Origin of the sequence: Paenibacillus sp. B-A-8 (assembly GCF_048572915.1) — a bacterium.
GTDB lineage: Bacteria > Bacillota > Bacilli > Paenibacillales > Paenibacillaceae > Paenibacillus_AQ.
In genome coordinates, this window is the sequence record NZ_CP183882.1 from 3,997,305 (window position 1) to 4,021,061 (window position 23,757).

Here is a 23,757-nt window from a genome sequence, read left to right on the forward strand (position 1 = left end):
TCAACGTATCATATGAGTCAAGGTTTTAAATTAAATCTGACTTTTGAAGTAGCCGCTTAACGATCGCCGCAACCTCAGCTCTGGTCATATCATTTTTGGGAGCAAGCACATTACTGCTTCGTCCCATGATTACACCTGCCTGTAAGCAGTCAGTAATGGCACTAATCGCCCAGTCAGATGCTTTACCGGCATCGGTATATGGGTTCAAGAAGCCTTCAGCGGATTGATTTGGAAGTTTAGCCTTTAGGGCTGTGATTTTCATCGCTTTGGCGATAATTTGCATTGCTTGTTCACGGGTAATTTGGTCATCAGGGCGGAACATGCCGTCTTCAAAACCATTGATTAATTGATAAGCATATGCAGTATTAATCGCACTGTTATACCAATCCGTAGTTTTAACATCCGAAAATGGTGTTGCCGCTTGATCCAATTCAAGTCCAAGACCGCGAACGACAATCGCTGCAAACTCTGCACGGGTAATGGCTTGATCAGGAGAAAATTGACTATTACCTGTTCCTTCGACGACTAAACGGGAGCCCATATCATTCACTGCGTCTTTTGCCCAATGGTTAGCAACATCGCTAAATTCAAGCGGATGCCAGATTATAGAGTAAGTACCGCCACTAAGACTGTTGATGGTAGCAAAATACTTGCCGCCAATTACAACTACTTTAGTGGGTACATGATGAACTGTTCCATCAGCATCAACATATACTCCAGTTGTAATCTTGTTGGGGTCCATCCCCTCAGGGATAGCAATCGTACGCTTCACATACGTATTGAATTGTGAAAGTTCAATGCTCTTATCTCCGTAAATCCCTCTAACCGTAAAAGTTACTGGCGCAGAGATTAATGAAAATGATCCTTTTTGTGCAGCAGCCTCTAAAGTACTTACAGCGTCGGCTGTTGGTTTACTAACTTCAATCTGTATCTTAATATCCTGTAAAGCCACAGACTGTCCCACCTGCTTGGATAGGGCGTCCAAGTTAATCTGCCCTGCAGGCAAAGTAATAGTCGCATTACCAGTTTTGATTTCAAGAACGGCTTGATTACCCTGCATATTTTTAACCATTTGTCCGTTTAGCTCTCCTACCAGAACATCTGATTTGCTAGTAGCAGAGATAGAAACCACCGCACCTTTACCTTCCGCGGCGAGCTTGTCTTCCAGCTTCTTCTGGTCTAAAGCAATGGTGGTTAGCGTTTGATCATTCCGTTTACCATTCGTCGCGGTTCCCATGGTTTCCGCTTTACCATTGATTAGAATGGAAGCATCATTTGCTACAGGTGTCGGTGTAGCTGATGGAGTCGGTTGGGAAGGAACACTGGATGGAGCGCTCGGGATGACTGTATTGGATTCAGCAGATAATTCGCTAATACCAGCCTTATTGATGGCCTGTACCGTGAAGGTGTAGCTTGTACCATTCGTCAGACCACTGATTGTAAGCGGACTTCCATTACCTGTAACTGTCAACCCGCCCGGAGTAGCCGTTACAAGATAACCTGTAATTTCGCTTCCCCCATCAGACTCTGGCGCTGTAAAGGTGATGGTCGCTTGACCATTCTCTGCAGTTGCAGTTACAGCTGTTGGAATACCCGGTGCTGTAATTGGCTTAACAGGAGCCTTCACAGTAACGGTGGTTGAAGCCTTATAACTTCCATCTTTCGTAGTAACCGTAATGATGGCTGTTCCCTCACCGACTGGAGTTACTTCTCCATTCACAACCTTGGCTACAGTCTCATCGCTGGAGCTCCAGATCAGGCCTGGATCTGTTGCATTTGCAGGCTCTATTGTCGCATTTAGTTTTACCTCAGTTTCACCAGCTGTTAAATCGAGCGTCTCCTGATCTAGTCTCACCCCAGTTACATTCACAACTGGTGGAATTGGTTCACTTACATGTACTGTCGTTGAAGCGGTATAACTTCCATCTTTGGTCGTAACCGTAATGGTGGCTGTTCCAACACCAACCGGGGTTACTACTCCATAAACAACCTTGGCTACAGTCTCATCGCTAGAGCTCCAAATGACACCCTTATTCGTTGCATCGGCAGGTGCCACTGTCGCTTGTAGCGTTTCGTCGCCTTCGCCCACTGTTAAATTAAGCGTGGTCTGGTCTAACGTTACTCCCGTTACGAGAACAATTGGTGGCTTAGGTGCTGCCACATTTACAGTCGTTGAAGCCGTAAAGCTTCCATCCTTAGACGTTACAGTAATAATTGCTGTACCCTCACCAACTGGAGTCACAACTCCATTCACGACTGTTGCGATAGTGTCATCGCTGGAGCTCCAGATCACGTCTGTGTCCGTTGCATTTGCAGGTTCTATTGTTGCCTTTAGTAAGGCGTCCGCTTCACCAGCGGTTAAATCGAGGGTCTCCTGATCAAGCTTAACTCCGGTTACTTTCACAACTGGTGCACTAACTGTAACGGTGGATGACGCCGTATAACTTCCATCCGTTGTTGTTGCTGTGATCGTTGCCGTTCCAACGCCAACTGGTGTTACCACTCCATTAACAACTGTCGCGACAGTTACATCACTGGAGCTCCAAGTTACTGTTTTGTTCGTGGCATTGGCAGGTTCTATTACAGCATTTAGTGTATCTCCAGCTTCTCCCTCAGTTAAACTAAGTGATGTTTTATTCAAAGTCACTCCAGTTACTAGGACATCTCCCACATCGTTTACCTGGACATTGAAGGTGTATGTACTACTTATAGTGCCATCATTTACAGTAACAGTAATCACACTGTTTCCGAAGGCATTCTTCGCTGGTGTTATTTCTAACGTCCGCACTTCACCACTTCCACTTACTTTCAGTCCATTATTCGGAATTAGGGATATATTAGAAGAAGTAGCTGATACATTTAGGTCATCCCCATCCACATCAATGACCTTAAAAGAGCGTGATACAGATTTATTTTTTTCCGTTGTAGTACTTCCCATGAAGCCTGTGTCCTGCTTCCAGCTTGCTCCCGTAATGGTACCGTTCTTACCTGAACCAGCCGGTGTATTGACAGCAATATTACCATCATTGCTATTCGAAAATTTATAGTTCAAAGCCAGATTAGGCTCAAATCCATTCAAATCGACGTTCATTTCGCGAACAATTTCGCTCTGAGTTTTAGCTATACTCCAAAACCTAACGTCTCTCATCCCACCGCTGTAATCTCCGTCCTGTCTCCAGGTGCTTTTACCAAGCCAGTTGTTCGGACGTGCCACATTTCCAACTGTACTTAAATCCATAGCTCCTTCTGCCTTAAGAACACCATCCCAATAAATACGTCCCTTCTTCTGACTGTGATCGTAAACAATCGAGACATGTACCCACTTGGAGATCGGGAAATCGTCTGTGACATTAATATCTCCTTTATTGGTGTAAGCGATGAAATGCATTTTTTTGCCGTTAAAGCCCACAAAAATATTATGGTTCTGCTCAGCGATCGAAGATTCGAAGAATCTCATCCAGGTATTAAAACCATTGACTTTTAAATTCCCTTCAATTGTAAAAGAATTCTTGTATAACAGTTGATCTGGGAACGTCACATAATCCCCATTCCCGTCAAAGCTAAGATAATCCCCACCATTCAATTCCGTTAGATACGGAGCATCGTTCACTGGGTTTACAGTCACAGTAGCTTTGCCCGAAACTGTGGTGAACGCGCCCGGTGCTGTGGTATTCGCATTTTTTTGATAGTTTTGATAACCAACTGCTGTCGTATCCCATAGCTTATATTCAATTGAAGCTGTTCCGTTCCAGTCTTTAGCGGGTACAAAACGAATTTTCTCCGATTTCAGCAACAGGAAAGCATTAGTGTTCGACACCGGCTCGATGTTGTACCAGATGTTTCCTTGCGTATTGTAATATTGCCAGGCACCGTTGGTATTATCTAACGCTACCACAGCAATTCCCGTTGTCGCCGGTTCAGTAACCTTTCCTGACAAAAGATTAGAGACAACAACACCTGCATTAGAATAATCATCTTCATTGATAGACGGTATCACAGCTGGGCTATTCTCTAACCAATCGAAGCTCGATTTCGCACTAACGATTTGAGTCTGGATTGGGCCTACACCTTGCACCACAAGTCCAGTGGCTAACGAAATACTAATGCCTATTTTCATAAATGATGGCTTCAAACTCTTTTTCCCCCTCTAGCATAAATCATGTCATCATTTCGACAATAATCGAGAGTATTATACAAAATTATGATAAACGAAAAATAAACAAAAAAAAGAGAACCTACGAAATCTAATCGATTCGTCGGTTCTCTTTTTCTTTATACTAGTTCATCATCTTCATAATCAACGCTTTGAGCTTAGGATCAGGTGAAGTTCCAAGCTCCTGTTGAAGGGTCTCTTCCAATTGCCCATATCGTCGATAAGCTTCATTCATTCGCCCTAGTTCAATATACAAATGGATGATTTCCTGATGGATATCTTCTCTCAAGGGATCCAATTTCAATATTCGCTCAAAGTAATGCAGCGATTGTTGACGCTCGTTCTGATCCATGTGCAATCTAGCCGCTAGTTCCAGCAGTCCAATAAAATCTTGTTCAAGTCGGCCTGTCTTCCCACTAGCCCAATCGTATGCTTTTCCTTTAAGAAAGGCCCCCGAATACAGTGTTTCTACTTGATTGAACCATTCTGAATGTTTTTTAGAGCCTTGTCTAATTTGCTTCAGTAAACGCTCAAACTCATACAAATCACAATAAATGCTTCGTTCCTCTATACTAATTTCGTTTCTACTGGTCTTAATAAAGCTAGTACCGATTGCTTTTCGAATATAATACAGGGTAGAGTTCAGATTCTTAAGTGCTTTTTCAGGCTCTAACCCACTCCATAAGGTGTCGATAATTTCTTCTCGGCTAACCGTTCCTTTACTAATCAAAAAGGCAAACAATTCCTCCGTTTTTGGGCTTCTTAGCTTGATAGGCACTCTGTCTTGTGTACGGCGGTATATCTTAAGTCCATTAAATAAAAGAACTTCTATGACAGGTTGAACCGTCACACCTTTATTCATTTTTTTGATCTTATCCACAGTTTTTGATAAACGCTGCGCAGTAACAGGCTTCAGCAGATAATCCACAGCGCTCAGTTCAAAGGCTTGCAGTGCGTATTCGTCATACCCTGTAACAAAAACTACATCTATCGATTCATCTAGTGCATGCAAAAGGGCGGAGAGCTTCATCCCATTCGTGTCAGGCATAGAAATGTCCAAAAATGCTACATCTATCGAATTCCCCTTCACAAATTCATAAGCTTCCGTCGGATCCAGAAAAGTATCGTATACTTCAATCTCTCCACTCTGAGACAATATCCTTTTTAAACGCTTTAGTGATAATTCTTCATCATCTACGATAATGGCTCGCAGCATGCTTCAACCTCCTAGCCGGTTCAATTGCTGTTTGGGGATGTCAAAAGAAACCCTTGTACCTTTTCCTTCATCACTTTGAATACGAATGCTCTTTCCATAAAGAAGTTTGATGCGCTGACTAATATTCCACAGCCCCACACCTCTTTTATCTACATCAGATTTCATGATCTCTTCCAGCTTGTGTTCGCTCATTCCGCATCCATCATCTTCTACAACAAAGCTGACCATTGAAGGGTCTGACTCTTTGACAGATATAGTTACCTTTCCTCCCCGTAAATTGGACATCAGGCCATGTCTTATGGCATTTTCCACCAGAGGTTGAAGAATAAGCGGAGGAATCCGGCTATCCGTATTTGCGGTTATATCATACTGGACTTGCAATCTAGCACCAAAGCGCACTTTTTCAATATTAATATAAGCATTAACCAGTTCCAGCTCACTCTCCAGGGTCGTTAATGAATCCAATTGTTTGAAATCAAAGCTGCTTCTCAAATACTGCGACAGCTCCAGCGTTAATTCCTCTGCTTGCTCAGGCTCTTCCACACATAATGCAGCAATTGAATTCAGGGCATTGTACAAGAAATGAGGTTTAATCTGAGAACGTAAAAAGGCTATCTCAGCATCTTTAGCCTGCTTCACGGAAGCTCTTAATCGGGTCAGACTCTTCACTCTCGCCATTAGCTCCTCCGCTTCGAACGGCTTCCCCACATAATCATTTGCCCCATTATCCATGGACATTTTCATATCTGTAACTCTATTCTTCGCCGTCAGCATTAACACCGGGAGCTCAAAGGGGGTAAATCTTTCTCTGATCTTTTGCAGAACCTCATAACCAGAAATGTCCGGCATTGTAATGTCCAGCACAACGAGGAAGAAGTCTGAATTCTTCGATAACTCATCGAGTGCTAATTGCCCTCGGTTCACAACAACAATGGAATACCCCTCCAGCTTGAACAGGTTGATCATGGATTGAAGGTTGGCATAATCATCGTCCACGACCAAAATTGGCTCATTGATTTTACCTTTGATATAAACAGGATACTCCTGGCGCGGGAAGAGAACCTCTTTAAACGGAAGTGTCTTTTCCACAATTGGACCCGTAATTTGATTAGATATTCGATCCCACCGTGGAAGGGTGAAAATAAAAACCGAACCTTTGCCCGTAACAGATTCCACTCTAATGTTCCCGCCATGCAGCTCCACTAACTTCTTCGTAATGCTTAGACCGAGACCTGTGCCACCGTGACTATGAATTTCAGCTTCATCCACCTGCTCATAAGCCATAAAAATACGTTTCTGCATATCCGGTGCAATTCCGATTCCCGTGTCTGCTACACGAACTTCAACCCATTCATGAAGGATAGTTTTAGCACTAATATGTATTTCACCTTGCTCCGTAAATTTAATCGCATTATCTACCAAGTTGTGCAAAATTTGAATCAGACGATTGCCATCTGCATGTACAGGAGGGAAATCTGAAGCGACATTATTTATGAGAAAAATCGACTTTTCTCCGAGCAGGAACGAATGAATACCGATGACAGAATCAATAACAGCTTTCAGATCTAGGGTGCTTTTGTATAACGTGATATCCCCATGCTTCATTTTGGAATAATCGAGCAGTTCGTTCACCATATAAGTTAGTCTTCTTCCACTGCCCAATACGATTGCTAGGTTCTGCGCTTGCCTTTCGGTAACTGGACCCTCAACCCCATTAAGAAGTGTAGCGGTAATGTTCACTATGGCATTTAGCGGAGTTTTCAGCTCATGAGAGGTATTGGAAAGAAACTCATCTTTAATCTTGTCCAGCCCGATCAGCTGGTTTTTCATTTCGTCTATCGTATGATATGCCTCGAAAAAACGAAGAACAATCAGAACAATCATAATGATATTAAAGGCTACGATGTAAAACTGTCCGAGCCATAGATTTTCTTTCATCGAAAGTGCAAACAGGATTACGTCTATGGAGTACAGATTGATTGCAAGAATCGCTAAGAACAGGAGCAATGATTTGATCCGATTTACTTCTGCGCTTCTAATATACAGGATAGCCACTCTACACAGCATCCAAATTAACATCAATTCATATACAATGATCACGTACGGTGAGAAGACCGTGTAAGTACGAATAGGCAGAATCGCTACCAGAAATATAAAGCTGCCTAGTATGATCGTTACGACTTGCGTAAGCTTTAAAGAGATAATGCTTTTGTGCATTTGGTAGAAAAATATAGCCAGAACAATAAAACACGAGATGGAGCTAATGTCCTTCACTTTGTATAACACATTGAACGAGAGACTGGGAAAAAACAGTAACAGCGAACGTTCTCCAATCAAGCCATGATAGATCGCGAGCAGTAAACAAATAATTGCAAACACAAGCAGGGAGTAATCCTTCTTACGGTATAATGCAGCCGCCACAAAGCAGATGACAAAAATAAGGGATAATGTTCCCAAAATTGCAACGGTGCTAAATTCACGAGCCATACTCTTCTGCTGGGTCTCCATCATCGCGGCTTCCTCGCCAAAGGTCAGAGATACCGGAATGCCTGCATTTACATATTCATAGTTAGAAACTTGAATAATGATCTCTACGTCACCTTTTTCAGCTGAAAAAAGCCCGATTTGCGGAATATTCCCCGACTGGTAATCGGCTGTACTGATAGAAGGCTTACCGTCTTTAATGAGTAGATGTCCATTCACATATATCGCACTTGAAAAGCGTATATTCGTCTTTTTCAATGCAAATACACCGTCTACAGGTAAGTTTTTCAGCACCATGCGATAGGTAGCAGAACCAAATGCAGGTAATGGCTGACCATCAATCACTTTACCGTTCCATCGTGAGGGGACCTCCATCCATGCTGTAGGGGCTGGTTTGTCAATGCTTGGATCTATAAAATGCTCAGGTGTGAGTAGCGTGTTCCAATAAAATTCCCACTCCCCGTCTAGCTTGATGATCTTTTGTTGCTTATAATCCCATGTCGAAAGATCCATGCCACCCTTCTGAACTTGCGGATGATTCTCATGCTGATCGTTATTTATAACAATGGATAGTGGAATTGTAGCTAACGAAAGGAAAGCTATTAAATAGATAAATAATGTCCTTTTGAGCATCGTAGGCCCCTTTTCTATGGAGTAGTAAAGCTGCAGCATACGCTTGGGGTATTGTGCAACACTTGAAATACATGAGATAGATGACGATAGATAATTCTATAAAATTTTCCGTTTTCCTTCATGATTCGACAAATTAATAAAACGACAGCTTAATCCAAGCTTGACCTTAGGTCAGACCTAAGGTTTATAGTTATTGCATTCAACAAATACCCAACAGATAGGAGCGACACCCTTGAATCAACACATAACGATTGGTGAACTTTCAAAACTTATGAATGTATCTGTGCACCAAATCCGATATTTTGAAGAAAAAGAGATTTTATTTCCAGCCTATACCGATAGCAATCAATACCGGATGTATGGGATTAATGAGATTTATCAGTTGGCCCAGATCTTATTGCTTCGCAAATTAGACATACCAGTCAGCACAATTAACAAAAGTATGAATAACTTCTCCACAACTGACTACCATCAGCTTTTGAAGCAATCTCAAAGTAAAATAAACTCTGAAATAAACCAGCTAATGTTATTGCAGCAGTTTTTACAAAAGATACTTAACGAATACGAGCAATCCGACATTCTAGAAGACAAATATAATATTAAGCAATTGGATACTCGTCATTTAAAAAAGTGGATAGAACTTGACCAAGATAAGTCACTCACCGCTCGAAGTTTGTATGAAAAAAAGCCGCACCTATCACATTTATTCGAAACAGATCTGCATTATTTATACGAAAATGAACAAGTAACCTTATGTTATGAAAGCAATCAATCACCGGACATCATTCTAGAAAAAGGTAGCTACCTCTATAAAGCTTTTTTCGTGACGGATGATCAAGATATTGAACGTGAGATTGCGCAACTGGAACACTATTTAACACAGCATCATTATACAATTCAGGGACAACTGATCATTTTGGAAAAATCCTATTTATCCATGTTCAACAATGACAAGCTTCATTTTGAAATTCAAATAAAAATCAAATATGATTCTGACGGTGTAGCATGATAAATCTGAACAAGATTGTAATAGCTGAATATCAAGAACAAGATCGTAGAGCAGTGTGCAGTCTTTTAGTGGACGCGTTCCATGGGAAGTTCCACTCCCTCATCCCACTGGACGACGATGATATTACTGACCTACTCTTCGGACTCTGGGCGCTTGAGCAACAATCCACATCATCACAACAAATCGTCGCCCAAGAAAATGGAGAAGTTGTCGGTACGCTCAGCATAAAGTGGAAGGACTGCCGGGCCCCAAAGAGAAGTAACCTTAAAACGCCACAACGTAATTCCCATTCACAAGTATTCAAGCAGTTTGGATATATAAATGTATGTAAGTTAATGGTCGGATTACGTTTTTTGAATTATCAGCCTCGGGCAAAAGAATGTTACATCGAGCATTTGGCCGTTCGATCTAGTCACCGCAATAAAGGAATCGGCAAGCAGCTGCTTAGTTGGGCTATAGAATTTGTAAACAGTCATTCAGACATGGACAAATTAACGCTACATGTTGCTGAAAATAATAAACAAGCTATTCAAATGTACCAACAGATGAACTTTGGTATCGTTCAAGCTAACTATAGCGGGATTAAACACCTACTTTTTAAAGAGGCAAATTGGCTTTACATGACAAGGAGTTCACCACTACACCCTAGGAGTGCAGTAAATGAGATTAAATATTAAATTAACCGCATGGATAATTACTGGTTTATTGTTAGCTTTAGGCTTATTCGTGTTAAAACAGCATTCATATGAAATAATTGAGAAAAAGATAGAAATCGAAACCCCTCAGGGTAAACTAACAGGAACTTTAATTCTGCCCCAGAACTATTCTGGAAACGTAGGGCTGGTGGTTTTTGTACATGGTGATGGTCCCATAAATGACTCATACGATGATGGGTATAAACCCTTGTGGGAGAAATTCGCATCTGTAGGATATGCTTCGTTGTCTCTTAACAAGCCTGGTATTGGTGGTTCCTCCGGCAACTGGTTGGAGCAAAGTATGGAAGATCGCGCTCAGGAAACAATCGCAGCAATTAACTGGGCGAAAGCCTTGCCGATGATTGATACGCAATCTATTGGTTTGTGGGGGGCAAGTCAAGCCGGATGGGTAATTCCTAAGATCGTAAGAGAAGTACCTGATCTCGCGTTCAGTATTCTTGTATCGCCTGCCGTGAACTGGATTTCTCAAGGTAAATACAATACAAGATTAGAAATGAAAAACGAAGGATTCTCGGAATATGAGATCCAAGCGAAAGAACACTATAACGCTCAAGTCTTACAACTACTTAACGAACGTGCCTCTTATGAAGATTACTTGCGAATTGCAAAATCCGAGAACTTGATTTCTAAGGAACGCTGGGGATTTATCGCCAAAAACTATCAGTCTGATGCCACCAAAGAACTTAGTTACTTCAATGCTCCTGTCCATCTAGTACTCGGCGGTCAAGATATCAATGTAGATATTGAGGAAACCGAACGTATTTACCGTGAAAAAATACCTGTTAGCTTGCTCTCTGTCTCTTATTTTCCCAACGCTGACCACTCTATGCTGTCAAAAAAGAATGCCGCATCCCCCTTAAGGACTTATTTAACAGCTGTCTTCTTTCCACGACAATTGGTGGATGATCAATATTTAAATGATCTTAGCCGATTTATTAAGACTCACTCTCAGTAACACTTTAACATCCCTCGCGTTCTGAGCCGCAAATGTTGCCGTTATTATAGGGCACGGACGGCAGTGAACCTAGTGCATCATCGTTAAAATATATTGCTTCTATTTCTGTGACACAGAATATGACACTCAAGGCCAAAGCATTCAAGGAGTTAATGACGGATTCTGCAACTACAAGCGCCACTTACGTAATTAATGTGGTAACACAAGTCGCCCAACCTGTTATAATACTCTTCGAGTGTATGCTTTAACGAATGGATGGAATTTCAACTACATGAACTTCAGATAATTTAAAATGGAGAACAACTTTTGGGTTAAAGCCCATTAGCCGTTCTCCTTTTTTATTGCTCAACACCGAATTCAAGTATCCGTAAACCGAGTGTCATTAACTCACATCCTCCCTTACATCCCTTATATACAGTGGTATATGGAGTATTGATTATAGCTGTACTTTTCAACGATAAAGTATAATCTCGGATGATCAAACATTAAGCTTTGGTCAAAAATCGGTCTATAAGGAGAGGTTTTAATCATTGAGAACACATCAACGTTTGTTAGCCATGCTAGTAACCTTCCTACTCTTGGTTTCATCTTTTCCACCATCCATGTTTGCAGAGGAGGTCACTGATCCTGACGATGGGATGATTAACATTCAAAGTAAATGGAATGGAAGCGTATTTGGTGACGTTGGAGGTCAGGACAAAATTACGTCGGCAAACTTTGGAATCAAAGAGAACGCAGGCGGATCAGTTACGCTTAGAAGCTCTAACGACAGAGGCAAAGTATCGGGCAGCACGGAAGGTATCGCTTATTATTTTCAAGAGATTGATCCGGGCGTTAATTTTGAATTAACAGCAACCGCTCATGTGGATAGTTGGACAGCGAATAACCAGGTATCCTTCGGCATCATGCTCCGCAGCAATGTGTGGAATAACCAATTCGGAGCGTACTCCGGAGATTACGTAGCAGTGGGTTCATTGGACCAAGAAATGAAAGCGTTTCACAAATTACAAAATGCCAGCTTACAGAAGCTTGGGTACGAATTCGATAACGTTAATCGGCCTACCCAGGGTGAAGAATATGAACTAAGCATCAAAAAGACAGGGAATTTGTATGTAGTAAAGATCGGGAATGAAACCAAAATGATTGAAAGCTTTGAAGGCTCTATTCAATATGCCGGTCTTTATACTGCTAGAAATACGACGGTGACGTTCCGTAACGTACACTTAAGTCAAGAAGGTCAAGTTGAGCTTGGGCCTTGGGAGTTTAGCGCCTTCGGGGGAAATACAAATCCCACTAAGAATCCTGAACCAGTGATAGAAGACCACTCTACAGTTACAATGACCACCTACGGAGGCAAAATCTCAAGCAGTGATGAAGGACTATCTTTTTACTACAAAGAGATTCCTAATGATGCTAACTTTGAATTGAAAGCCAAAGCTAATGTTACTTCATTTAATAGCAATAGCAGCGTCAGTACACCTAACCAGAAATCCTTCGGACTTATGTTGAGAGATTCGGTAGGAATAAATGGTGATTCTAACACGACAACTTCTAACTATACTGCTGTGGGTGCTTTGGATCAGGTGATGAAAGGTTTTTATAAAAAAACAACACAAGTAAAGCTCACCCCATTTAGCGGCAGCAATCCCCCCACTGCAGGTGAAGCCTATGATCTCAGCATTAAAAAATCGGGCACTACCTATCTGCTAAGCATCGGTGACCAAACCGAAATAGTGACATTGGACGATACGTTCAATGATACGATCTTCGCAGGGCTTTATGTAGCTAGGGACGCAACCGTAACCTTTAGCGAAATCGACATTAAGGTCGAGTCCAAAATCGTAACGAACTTAATGGCTGATACAAGTGCGATGTCCAAAACCTCCTATCTGGTTGGCGAATCACTGGATTTATCTGGACTGGTCGTTAAGGCCATCTTTTCTGATAACAGTGAAGCCGTTTTGTCTCCCACTGATTATATTGTTTCCGGATTTGATAGCAGTAAGGTTGGGGAGAATACAGTAACGATTAACTATAACGGCGCTTCAGTAACAATCACGCTTCAAATCGTTCCATTATCCATGACCTCATTAATGGTTAAGTATGATCCAGCGAAAACGGTCTACTATCCAGGGGATGCGTTCGATCCGGAAGGTCTTGTTGTTGTTGCTAATTATAATGATGGATTCTTAACGAAAGAACTGACTAGTGAACTCTATACACTCTCTATTAATGAGCAACCCGTATCGGATCTGTTGCCGTATCTGTTGTCACAGTCAGGCTCATATAAGGTTACGATTAGATCGACGGAGACTCCATTAATAACAACTGCCTTTAACATTGAAGTCATTGATGCAACTCTATCTACGTTGGAAATCAGAAATGAGCCAAAGCAAACGGTCTATTACATCGGTGATTCCATCAAATTAGAAGGGATTATCCTTTATGCTCATTATTCTGATGGAACTGAGCTTCGGCTAATAAACAATGAATACACCGTCTCTCCTCTGAACACCTTGACTCCTGGAGATAAAAAAATCACAGTCACCCATAAGGGATTAACAGCCTCTTTCCAAGTGAAGGTCAAAATGAAGAAGCTAGCAAGAATCGAAGTATCTAGTTATCCAAAAACGACCTATTACTTAAACGATACTTTTGATAGCAAGGGTTTGATCGTGTCTAAAGTGTATGACAATTCGGATAGAGAAGTTCTAAGTACCTTCACTCTCGACACCTCTCAATTCGATAATCAAAAGCCCGGCGTTTATGAAATTGGTATCATCCCCACAGATGCGTCCATTAAGCCGATTACGTATTCTGTTACTGTTAAGGAAAAGACGGAACCTGTATGGCGTAGCATTCAATTCGGTCAATCTACATCGACCACTAATAACCAGACGATTCTAAAAGATGATGGATCGGTAGAGATTATCGCACTGGAAGGCGGCGGAAAGGTCACCGAAGACCATGACGGTATTACCTTCTATTACACCGAACTAGATGCGTCAGAAGATAATTTCGTTCTGTCAGCGGATATTCAAGTGTTGGCTTATGCGAAAAATCCATATGACGGTCAAGAATCGTTCGGGATAATGGCACGAGACGCCATCGGCACATCAGGAAATTCTAGTGTATTTGCCTCTAACATTGCTGCTATAGGTGGTTACAGCGGTGGTACAAGAAATGATAATGGAACTCAGCTGTTTGTTCGAACCGGTGTGGAAAAGCCAGACGGAACTGGAAGTAAAGGCATTCAAACGATCATGCTCAAAAAAGAACGCCCTGCACCTAACAACACAGCCCCTGAAGCCCCATATCGTCTAACACTTGCTAAAACGAATAGCGGCTTTACTGGACAACTTAATAACGATCAGGAAGCTATACACTTTACGCCTGATATTCTTAACATACAAGATTCAAAGATGTATGTAGGGTTTTATGTGGCTCGTCTAGCTACAATCCATATCAGCAATATCCAATTAACAGTAACTTCAGCAGCAACGGATTCACCTAAAGTTGAACCTCCTACACCTCCGGTCACACCTAACATAGATATCCTTTCGCTGAGCAAGACTTCAGATCCGAATTACCAAATGATTGTACGTTCAAACGTCAACGGATCTGTGACACTGAAGCAAGGTTCTACGGTAATCGCGCAAGACAATAAAGCCGTAGCAGGCAAGCGTATTTCTATTCCAGCTACACTAGTGAATCAAGGAGATACGAACTTCAGCATTACTTTTTTACCAGATGACACGCAGTATTTGACCTCTTATAACAAGATAATTCGTAACTTTACAGTCATAATGAAAAGCTATGATCCCATGGGTGAAGATATTTATGTATCCCCAACCGGTACAAGTGCTGGTGATGGATCGATTGATCTCCCGCTTGATATCGATACCGCTATTGATTTCGTCAAGCCAGGTCAACACATTATCCTACTTGATGGTCGTTATGTGCGGAATTCATCACTCCATATTAAGAAGTACAATGATGGAGACGAGAATGCGAAGAAGTATTTGGAAGCTGCACCTGGAGCAAGACCCATTATCGATTTTGATAAAAAAACAGAAGGTGTTCTCTTGAGCGGGAACTATTGGCATGTGAAGGGACTTGATTTCACCCGCTCGGCCGGTAATACTAAGGGCTTTACAGTTGGAGGAAATTATAACATCGTTGAAAATAGCCGCTTTTATGCTAATGGAGACACTGGTTTACAAATCAGCCGTACAGATGGAACGGCTCAAGAAATAGCTGAATGGCCATCGTACAACTTAATTCTGAACAGTACTTCCTTTGATAACCGCGATCCATCTGACAATAATGCTGATGGCTTCGCTGCGAAATTGACTGCTGGCGTCGGAAATATTTTTAGAGGCTGTCTGGCACATAACAACATCGACGATGGATGGGATTTGTACACTAAGGCAGGCTCCGGTGCAATCGGTGCTGTATCGATTGAGAATAGTGCTGCATTCAATAACGGATTCTTAACAGATGGAACGATAGGCGCCGGTGACAAGAATGGATTTAAGCTGGGTGGTGAGGGCATTCACGTCACACATACCATCCGTGATTCTATCGCCTTCGGCAATGGAGCATATGGTTTTACAAGCAATAGTAATCCAGGTGTTATTGCCATAAACAACATCGGATTCAATAATGTACGTGGAAATATGAGCTTTACGACTTATGACCATATTACCGCAGACTTTAAGATCGATGGCTTCTTATCCTACCGGACGAATAACATTGCGAAAGACCAATATCCTTCCTCATTGGCGGCTGACAACAATTTCATGTATGATGGCGCAACCTCAGCCAATAAGTCTGGTCAACAGCTAACGGATGCAAATTTCGTAAGCTTAATTCCGGCAACATCCTATATGAGGGATTCAGAGGGCAATGTTATATGGGGTGACTTCTTGAAGTTCATTCCTTTTGGCGAGCAGGAGCCAAGCCCGACTCCTACATCGAGTCCGACTACTTCACCAAGTCCGACTACTACACCAAGTCCGACATCTTCACCGAGTCCTACTACTTCACCAAGTCCGACATCTTCACCGAGTCCGACATCTTCACCAAGTCCGACATCTTCACCAAGTCCGACATCTTCACCAAGTCCGACATCTTCACCAAGTCCGACATCTTCACCAAGTCCGACATCTTCACCAAGTCCGACATCTTCACCGAGCTCAGGCAGTTCTGGATTATCTACTCAGGATTCAGCCACAAGTGTACTTCTGTTGGACGGAAGTGTAAGGCTTGACCTGTCTCCTACTATTGATGCAGGGAAAGCTAGTGCTATATTAAATGAATCCACATTACAAAAAATGATTGAATTAGCTAAACCTAATTCATCCGGTCATAAAACAATTCGAATACAGCTTCTAAGTGATCCAGCATCTGACGTTAAGGAATATCAAGTAATCCTCCCTGCTTCCGCTTTTCGTGCAGGAACTTCCACCTTGCAGCTTGACCTCACTTCATCGTTAGCTACCATTATTTTACCGAATCGTATATTTCCAGAGAATATGCTGGATAACGTGAAGACGGTTACCCTGTTACTGAGAACCGTCGATGCTGCAGGGCAATTAAAAGGGAAGTTAGGAAATCGCTCACTTATCGAGTATGAGCTTCGCTTGGATGGAACAAAAGCTCAGATGAACAATTTACAGACAGCTATACAGATTGGGCTTCCTCATCCAGCAGTTGTCCCAGCATCGAACAATGCTTTTATTGTCGTGTGGAACGTTGATACGAACGGATTTATTCTACCTGTAATAGGTGAGTATTATGATGCAGTCAAGAAACAAGCTATGTTCTCGACCACGAATTCTTCCGGCCAGTTTGCGGCGGTCTACAATCACAAGACATTCAGTGATTTGTCTGATTCACATTGGGCGAAGTTCGTAGTAGAAGTACTAACATCTAAAGGCGTCATTACCGGAGTATCTGAACAAGAATTTAAACCTGATCAGGCAATTACACGCGCGGATTTCGTACTTTTATTAGTTAGAACTTTGGAACTAACCGCGGTAGACGGGATCGTCTTTTCAGATGTGTCTCCAAGTGATTATTTTTATGAGGGACTTATGACTGCTCAGAAACTAGGCATCGTTAATGGTCAAACCGATGGACGTTATCATCCTCATGAATCGATATCCAGACAAGAGATGTTTGTTATGGTGGTTAGAGCGCTTAAGACTGCAGGAAAGTTGAGTCCTGTTCCCGCTTCTTCATCACCACTAGTTGTCTTTACTGACCATAACCAAATTGCTGAATATGCGGCAGAGGATATAGCGGAACTGGTAGCAGCTGGTTTCGTTAAAGGAAATGGTCAACAGCAACTTACACCAACCGCTCCATCTTCACGTGCCGAAGCAGCTATGCTGATTTACAGAATTCTTATGCAAAAATAATAAACAAAAAAACAGAACCCCAAAACCATACTGTATGTGGTTTCGGGGTTCTTCTTCAGTTGTATACTCTGCTCGTTGTAGAACACACAACGTCTTTCCGAATGACACTTCACTTTATTCTAGCCATCTTGGTTTAGATACACTAGATTGTCTATTGACTTTACCCTTAGGGGAAGGTGCATAGTGGAAATGAACAAACCAACGAAATCAAAGCTTATATATCATTTAATATCGAAGAAAGGGAGATGAGATAGTTGCTGTCCATAGGTGAATTCTCGAAGATATGCGAAGTGTCAACTAAAACACTACGGTATTATGATGAAATTGGGCTAATTCATCCTGATGAGATTAACCCTGAGAACGGTTATAGGTATTACTCCATCAAACAACTAACAAAAATGCTCTTTATTAACCGTTTGAAATCTTATCAGTTCTCTTTGGAAGAGATCAAAGACATTCTGGAATGGGAGCAGGATCAATTTGAAGAAAAGCTATGTGCAGCCCTAAATCTCAAAAAAAGAGAAGTACAAGTGAAATTACGAGTTTACGAATACACCTTAAAGCAAATGAACAGTGATGTTTTAAATTTAGAGAAAGGGATATCTCTGATGTCCTACCTAAACAAGATAGAAGTACAGCTTGTTGAAACTAAGCCTATGAATATCCTTTATTTACGTCAGATATTGAGCAGTGATGATTACGCGCTTGGATATGGAAAGTATTTTAGCAAACTGTATGAAATCATTGCCACAGAAAAGCTGACCTTGCTTGGTACGCCAATAACAATTTATCACAGTGAGGAATATAATCCTGCCGGGAATGATACAGAGTTTGCCCTACCTATTGAGGAGATCGTAAAGGAAACAAGAGAATTACCTGATGGGCTGTGTGCGAAGTCGGTTTATAGAGGCCCCTATTCAGAATTGACATCCGTTTATGCGAAGCTTACAGAATGGATTGAAAACGAAGGTTACGAATTGATTAGCTCTCCCTATGAAATATACCTTAAGGACCCCACACAAACTGCAGATCCTGAGAATCTTGTTACTGAGGTGTATTTTCCTGTTAAGAAAAGATCGCAGTCACACTGATATTCATAAAAAATTTGAATATAAGGAGTTACCTAAATGCACAGAAACTACTGGCCTACGAAAGACTGGCACACTTCAGATTCGGCTGCCTTAGGGATGGATACAGAACAACTTTCAGAAATAGAAGCTAAGATTAAATCCGACTATAGTAATATAAACGGAATCGTAGTGGCGAGAAATGGATATATTGCCTATGAACAATACTATAATGGTTATGGTCCAGAAGATCTGCATCATGTGGCTTCTGTAACGAAAAGTATCATATCCGCCCTCATTGGTATTGCCATTGATGCAGGATATATCAAGCATGTTGAACAGAAAGTGCTGGATTTTTTCCCCGAATATGATCCTGGCGATGCTACTGCACAGCTGCAAAAACAAGAGATCACCATACGTCATTTGCTCACCATGACAGCACCCTATGCTTTCGAGGACTGGCATGAACCACTGGAACAAATGTGTAAATCGTCCGACTGGGTCAAATATACGCTGGATATCCTTGGCCGCCAAGGGAATGTTGGTGATTTTAAATATTCCACCGCAGGAGCTCACTTACTGTCAGCTATCATCACTCGTTGCACAGGAAAAAGTGCCCGTGAGTTCGCTAACGAGCAATTATTCAGTCGTATCGGAATGAAAGAAATTCCGGATTATGAGATGAAATCATTTGGGTTCGACGATTTGTTTGGGGTAAATGTGAAGGGCTGGGTGGAAGACCCACATCGTATCACCACTGGTGGATGGGGACTTACGTTGTCTCCACGCGATATGGCGCGTTTTGGTTTATTATTTTTGAACCGTGGAAAATGGGAGAATAATCAGATTATTTCGGAGACATGGATTGAGGAATCTATAGCGATGAACGCTAATCATTACGGTTATTTGTGGTGGCTACGCGAAGAAGACGGGGTTTACTCCTACTCAGCTTTAGGTGATGGTGGTAATGTCATTTGCTGCATTCCAGAAAAAAAACTTGTCGTAGCCATCACCTCAGAGTTCACACTTCAACCTCGTGACCGGTGGCCTCTGATTAAGGATTATATTATTCCGTCCGTATTAGTGTAAAAAAGCAGAAACATGCTGGTTGCCACTACGTTAACATCTAGAAGAGCAACCAGCTGACACTCTAAATTATTTTGCTTCAAGGAAAATGATCTCGCCTTCGTTGCTGCTTACATCAAAAAATCCTACTTTGTGTTTTATAGCCAACTCCCGCATCGCCGTATAAGCTTCCTCAGCAACGGAATAAGCGAAGGCTGCATAGATAACAGAGGAACCAAGCGAGTAATCAGTTAGCCGGTTATCCGTTCCGGCTTCCTCCATCGCCTCAAAAATCTCATCCTCAACATTCATATTAGGAAATTGCTCGGACAACTCACCATAAAAGCGTTGCAGCGCGTCCGATAAAACTGAAGGATCATTATAGGCATGGTCTTCTGACCATTTCACTTGCTGCTCGTACCAATCCATAAACCCCGCTCTTTCTTGCGGTGCCTTAGACGTCTCAAACGCCATCAAATCATAACTCATTAGCAATCCTCCTTCTAACCACTTCCTACAAACCAACCAAATTCTCGATTTCACTTCAAGTGGTAATTTTATGAAATGACTATTGTCTTGATTATATATTAAAAATCATCAGATCAATACTACAGAATGATGGTCCCTACCCACCCTTTAAATATCACGTGAGCTCCGGTGTATCTACAAAAGTAACCACGGACTCCAATACGCCATGTAGTTCAAACAAGATTAGTTCGTTTTCACCTTGGCGCAGGAGTGGAGCTGGTAAATACATCGTTTTTGTCGGACCTTTCTCCCAGTAGCGACCTAAATTAAAGCCATTTATAAAAGCTTGGCCTTTGGTCCATCCGTCCAGTCGCAAAAAAGTATCCTCTGGCTTATTGACTTGAAAGTTCCCCCGGTAGAAAGTGGGCTGCTGACGTTGTTCGCAATCTATCGGAGTGAATGATAATCCTTTAAGGTCGTTTAACGGTAATGAACGAATAGTCCAATCATGCAGGAATTGATAGCCGAGTCTAACGCCGCATGTGATACCTTTCGGATCACGAAGCAGCGGGCCATAATTTACGCGCCCCATATTCTCCACAAGGATGTCGATTTGCAGTCCCTCCGTTGGAACCTCTAATGGAATGCCTCTCGGATCCCAGCGTTCAACTGTACCTACAAAAGCACCGTTCGCAAATACAAGCGCACGATCGCGTACTTCTTGCAGAACGAGCTCCATTCCACTGCGCGGCCCACTGATCTTCGTAGAATATAAGATAAATCCATAATCCTGACCGAATTTCTCCATTGGCTCAGGACATGCTCTACGTTCAGGGTGAGACAATATGTCTAACTGAGTGAACAAAGGTACAGATTCTGTCATCAGCACTTTACCGTATGCTCGTGATTGAATTACGGGCGGTAATTCCAGTGGGGGCAACGCTACGTATTTCTCAATTATTTTTCGAGCTGCGTAGAATTTTGCAGTTGGCTTACCTGATTCGTCCAGTAACGTATCATAATCGTAGCTGGTTACGAGTGGTTCATATTTTTCAAAAAGATTTGCCCCGTTCATAAATCCAAAATTAGTCCCCCCATGGAACATATAAAAGTTTACAGAGGCACTTAAAGAAAGCATCTCGTCTAAAGCCTCCGCTACTTCAGACTCGGGGCGTGTATTATGCGGTTTCATCCAGTGGTCAAACCATCCATTCCAGAATTCCATACACATCAATGGCCCCGTAGGCTGATATTCACGTAGTTTAGCAAAGGCTTCCTTAGCCCGTGAACCGAAATTTACGGTGGCGAACACTCCGTCGATCATACCGCCTTGAAGCATATGGTCTTCAGCTCCATCCGATGTGAACAGCAGAACATCCATACCGCGGGCAATCATGCCTTCTTTTAGATAGTTCAGGTAAGTCTTGTCACTTCCAAAGCTTCCATATTCGTTTTCTACCTGAAGGGCGAGCACAGGTCCACCATTAGTGCTTAACAAAGGTCGCAGACGTGGAAGCAACTCATCGAAGTAGGCATCCACCTTAGCTAAATAGACCTTCTCATTACAACGCAGTTGTATGTTATCGTCCGCAAGTAACCAAGCTGGCAATCCACCGAATTCCCATTCCGCACAAATATAAGGACTTGGCCGCAAAATGACGTGCAAACCGAGCTCTCCGGCTAACTTAACGAAAGCTTCGATGTCAGCAAAGCCTACGAAATTGAAGCTCCCCTCCTCTGGTTCATGTAAATTCCAAGGAATATAAGTTTCAACAGTATTCAATCCGCAAGCTTTCAGCTTCAGCAAACGATCCTGCCAATATTCCGGAATGATCCGGAAATAATGAAGCGCACCAGAAAGCAGCCGGACGGGTTGTTCGTCTAATATAAAATGATCCCCTGATATGGATAACTTTCGCATAAAATTTCTCCTCCAACATTGAGATAGACTATTCAATTATAGGTAATAAAAACATCACTCCATATGGACGATTCTAATGAATTATTATGGAGAATTCATTGGTTGCTAGAGGCTTTTGTGATGCTATACACTATATTCATAGGAGGTTTTTACGGATGTCAAAGAGAACTCATATTTGGTTAATTACCACAGATCAAATGCGTGCGGATGCGCTTGGAATCGAAAATGCTTCCGTATTAACACCTGAGCTTGATAAGCTTGCTTCGGAAGGCACGCTCTTCACTGGAGCTTACTGTGCTAGTCCTGTTTGCACACCCTCACGATCCTCCATTTTTACAGGAAGGTACCCTCATGTTCACGGTGCTTGGAACATCGGTACCGCACTAAAAGAAGATGAACTTACTTTATGCGATCATCTCAAGCAAGCGAATTATAAAACCATCGGTGTAGGAAAGATGCATTTCCGTCCACAAATGAAAGGGGATTTTTCACAGGAGTATGAAGAGCCTGCTTATCGTGATCGCGGAAGAGCCTCCGATGGAACATACTATGGTTTTGATGAGCATCATATTACTGAAGACAATTGCATCGGTGAATACATAGAGTGGCTTAAGGAGCGCAATCCTGAAGTAGCTGAGCGTTTCAGCAAGGACCGTTACAAAGCCTCTGATGCTCAAAACGACGTGTGGGAGAGTGAAATTCCTCCAGAGCTGCATCAGACATACTGGATTGCTGAACGGAGCATCGAAGCTATCCTCTCCCACAAAACCGAGCAACCGCTATTCTTATGGTCCAGTTTCGTCGATCCACATCATCCCTTTGATCCTCCAAAGGCATACGCAGATATGTACGCGGACACAGACATCTCAATACGAACCAGAGAAGCTGATAATGTGCATCTTCGTCCTCAACATCTACTGCGTCAGGGTCAGGGTGGCTATTGGCCTGGCGGCGGTGAGGAGCATTCTCTTGATGAAGCGCTTATAAAACGGCTCACTCGAAATTATTATGCGATGATTACCTTCATTGATGAACAGATTGGACGAATTATAAAGGCTTGGCGTCAAAAAGAAATGTACGATGATGTAGTCGTCCTATTCACCAGCGACCATGGAGAGCTACTCGGCGACCACGGACTAATTTACAAGGGACCGTGGTTTTATGAAGGTCTAACGCGGATCCCGATGATCGTACGCGGTCCTGGAATTGTTTCCGGGCAACGGGTCCCTGCTTTGATGGAGCATGTGGATATTGTACCCACACTGCTTGAAGCCGCAGGTCTCAACTGTCCCTACGGAGTTCAAGGCTTGTCACAGATGGAGGTGCTGGCTGGAAGGAAGCCTCATGTCCGTAATTCTGCACTAACCGCTTATATTGCTCATGATCGAGGCATTAACGCTAAGTGTTTGCGTACAACACGTTATAAGCTGGTTATCTTTGCAGGAGAGACTTACGGTGAGTTATATGATTTGAAAGAGGATCCTCAAGAGAACTTCAATCGTTATGAAGATCCCGATTATAGTGAAATTCGCCTTTGGATGGTAGAATTGCTTGTTCATCGGATGATTCAGGATCAGGACCCTTTGCCAGAACGCCGGAGTAGCTGGTAAATCAAAACACATGCTAACACCCTTAATATTTCCGT

The 23,757-nt window shown here is 42.3% G+C and carries 12 protein-coding genes and 1 pseudogene; 8 read left to right on the forward strand and 5 right to left on the reverse strand.

The window, feature by feature from the left end:
• Positions 1–25 precede the first annotated feature (25 nt).
• From ACN6MV_RS17875 to ACN6MV_RS17885, 3 genes are all read right to left on the reverse strand, one after another.
• A complete protein-coding gene (locus ACN6MV_RS17875; protein WP_419884535.1) occupies positions 26–4,132 on the reverse strand; it encodes an S-layer homology domain-containing protein in 4,107 nt (1,368 codons plus the stop codon).
• Between the two features lie 145 nt (positions 4,133–4,277).
• Positions 4,278–5,369 carry a response regulator gene (locus tag ACN6MV_RS17880; protein ID WP_042128514.1) on the reverse strand — a complete coding sequence of 364 codons (1,092 nt, stop codon included), beginning with the start codon at positions 5,367–5,369 and terminating at the stop codon, positions 4,278–4,280.
• Between the two features lie 3 nt (positions 5,370–5,372).
• The gene (locus ACN6MV_RS17885) at positions 5,373–8,486 is read right to left on the reverse strand and encodes an ATP-binding protein (protein ID WP_419884536.1); all 3,114 of its coding nucleotides are present in this window, start codon (positions 8,484–8,486) and stop codon (positions 5,373–5,375) included.
• A 232-nt stretch (positions 8,487–8,718) separates the two neighbouring features.
• Here ACN6MV_RS17885 and ACN6MV_RS17890 point away from each other — a divergent pair, with 232 nt between their 5' ends.
• The 7 genes and pseudogenes from ACN6MV_RS17890 to ACN6MV_RS17920 all read left to right on the forward strand — a co-directional run bounded on the left by ACN6MV_RS17890 (position 8,719) and on the right by ACN6MV_RS17920 (position 19,747).
• Positions 8,719–9,495 carry a MerR family transcriptional regulator gene (locus ACN6MV_RS17890; protein WP_419884537.1) on the forward strand — a complete coding sequence of 259 codons (777 nt, stop codon included), beginning with the start codon at positions 8,719–8,721 and terminating at the stop codon, positions 9,493–9,495.
• Positions 9,492–10,172, forward strand: coding sequence for a GNAT family N-acetyltransferase (locus ACN6MV_RS17895; RefSeq protein ID WP_375103163.1), 681 nt, complete (start codon positions 9,492–9,494; stop codon positions 10,170–10,172). Before ACN6MV_RS17890 ends, ACN6MV_RS17895 begins: the two co-directional genes overlap by 4 nt.
• Positions 10,156–11,166 (forward strand): alpha/beta hydrolase family protein, encoded by a 1,011-nt coding sequence (locus ACN6MV_RS17900; RefSeq protein WP_375103164.1) that lies wholly within the window; start codon positions 10,156–10,158, stop codon positions 11,164–11,166. Before ACN6MV_RS17895 ends, ACN6MV_RS17900 begins: the two co-directional genes overlap by 17 nt.
• Before the next feature lie 65 nt (positions 11,167–11,231).
• A pseudogene (locus ACN6MV_RS17905) lies at positions 11,232–11,414 on the forward strand (chitobiase/beta-hexosaminidase C-terminal domain-containing protein); the annotation flags it as partial.
• 282 nt (positions 11,415–11,696) lie between these two features.
• Positions 11,697–17,591 carry a bacterial Ig-like domain-containing protein gene (locus tag ACN6MV_RS17910; RefSeq protein ID WP_419884538.1) on the forward strand — a complete coding sequence of 1,965 codons (5,895 nt, stop codon included), beginning with the start codon at positions 11,697–11,699 and terminating at the stop codon, positions 17,589–17,591.
• A gap of 254 nt (positions 17,592–17,845) precedes the next feature.
• On the forward strand, positions 17,846–18,682 hold the full coding sequence (locus tag ACN6MV_RS17915) for a MerR family transcriptional regulator (RefSeq protein ID WP_419884539.1): 837 nt from the start codon (positions 17,846–17,848) through the stop codon (positions 18,680–18,682).
• A gap of 36 nt (positions 18,683–18,718) precedes the next feature.
• Complete coding sequence (locus ACN6MV_RS17920) at positions 18,719–19,747, forward strand: serine hydrolase domain-containing protein (RefSeq protein ID WP_419884540.1); 1,029 nt, start codon at positions 18,719–18,721, stop codon at positions 19,745–19,747.
• 66 nt (positions 19,748–19,813) lie between these two features.
• On the opposite strand, the gene ACN6MV_RS17925 is transcribed toward ACN6MV_RS17920, so the two are convergent.
• Both ACN6MV_RS17925 and ACN6MV_RS17930 read right to left on the reverse strand, forming a co-directional pair.
• Positions 19,814–20,212: a hypothetical protein gene (locus ACN6MV_RS17925; RefSeq protein WP_419884541.1), complete on the reverse strand. Its 399-nt coding sequence runs from the start codon at positions 20,210–20,212 to the stop codon at positions 19,814–19,816.
• A 154-nt stretch (positions 20,213–20,366) separates the two neighbouring features.
• Entirely contained in the window at positions 20,367–22,112 is a 1,746-nt protein-coding gene (locus tag ACN6MV_RS17930; RefSeq protein WP_419884542.1) for a glycoside hydrolase family 35 protein, read from the reverse strand.
• 155 nt (positions 22,113–22,267) lie between these two features.
• Here ACN6MV_RS17930 and ACN6MV_RS17935 point away from each other — a divergent pair, with 155 nt between their 5' ends.
• Positions 22,268–23,722: a sulfatase gene (locus ACN6MV_RS17935; RefSeq protein ID WP_419884543.1), complete on the forward strand. Its 1,455-nt coding sequence runs from the start codon at positions 22,268–22,270 to the stop codon at positions 23,720–23,722.
• Positions 23,723–23,757: the final 35 nt, after the last annotated feature.

Excerpts from the sequence above, each read along its gene's own strand:
- ACN6MV_RS17880 (WP_042128514.1), bottom strand. The coding sequence starts at position 5,369 with ATGCTGCGAGCCATTATCGTAGATGATGAAGAATTATCACTAAAGCGT.
- ACN6MV_RS17885 (WP_419884536.1), bottom strand. The coding sequence starts at position 8,486 with ATGCTCAAAAGGACATTATTTATCTATTTAATAGCTTTCCTTTCGTTA.
- ACN6MV_RS17895 (WP_375103163.1), top strand. The coding sequence starts at position 9,492 with ATGATAAATCTGAACAAGATTGTAATAGCTGAATATCAAGAACAAGAT.
- ACN6MV_RS17900 (WP_375103164.1), top strand. The coding sequence starts at position 10,156 with ATGAGATTAAATATTAAATTAACCGCATGGATAATTACTGGTTTATTG.
- ACN6MV_RS17920 (WP_419884540.1), top strand. The coding sequence starts at position 18,719 with ATGCACAGAAACTACTGGCCTACGAAAGACTGGCACACTTCAGATTCG.
- ACN6MV_RS17925 (WP_419884541.1), bottom strand. The coding sequence starts at position 20,212 with ATGAGTTATGATTTGATGGCGTTTGAGACGTCTAAGGCACCGCAAGAA.
- ACN6MV_RS17930 (WP_419884542.1), bottom strand. The coding sequence starts at position 22,112 with ATGCGAAAGTTATCCATATCAGGGGATCATTTTATATTAGACGAACAA.
- ACN6MV_RS17935 (WP_419884543.1), top strand. The coding sequence starts at position 22,268 with ATGTCAAAGAGAACTCATATTTGGTTAATTACCACAGATCAAATGCGT.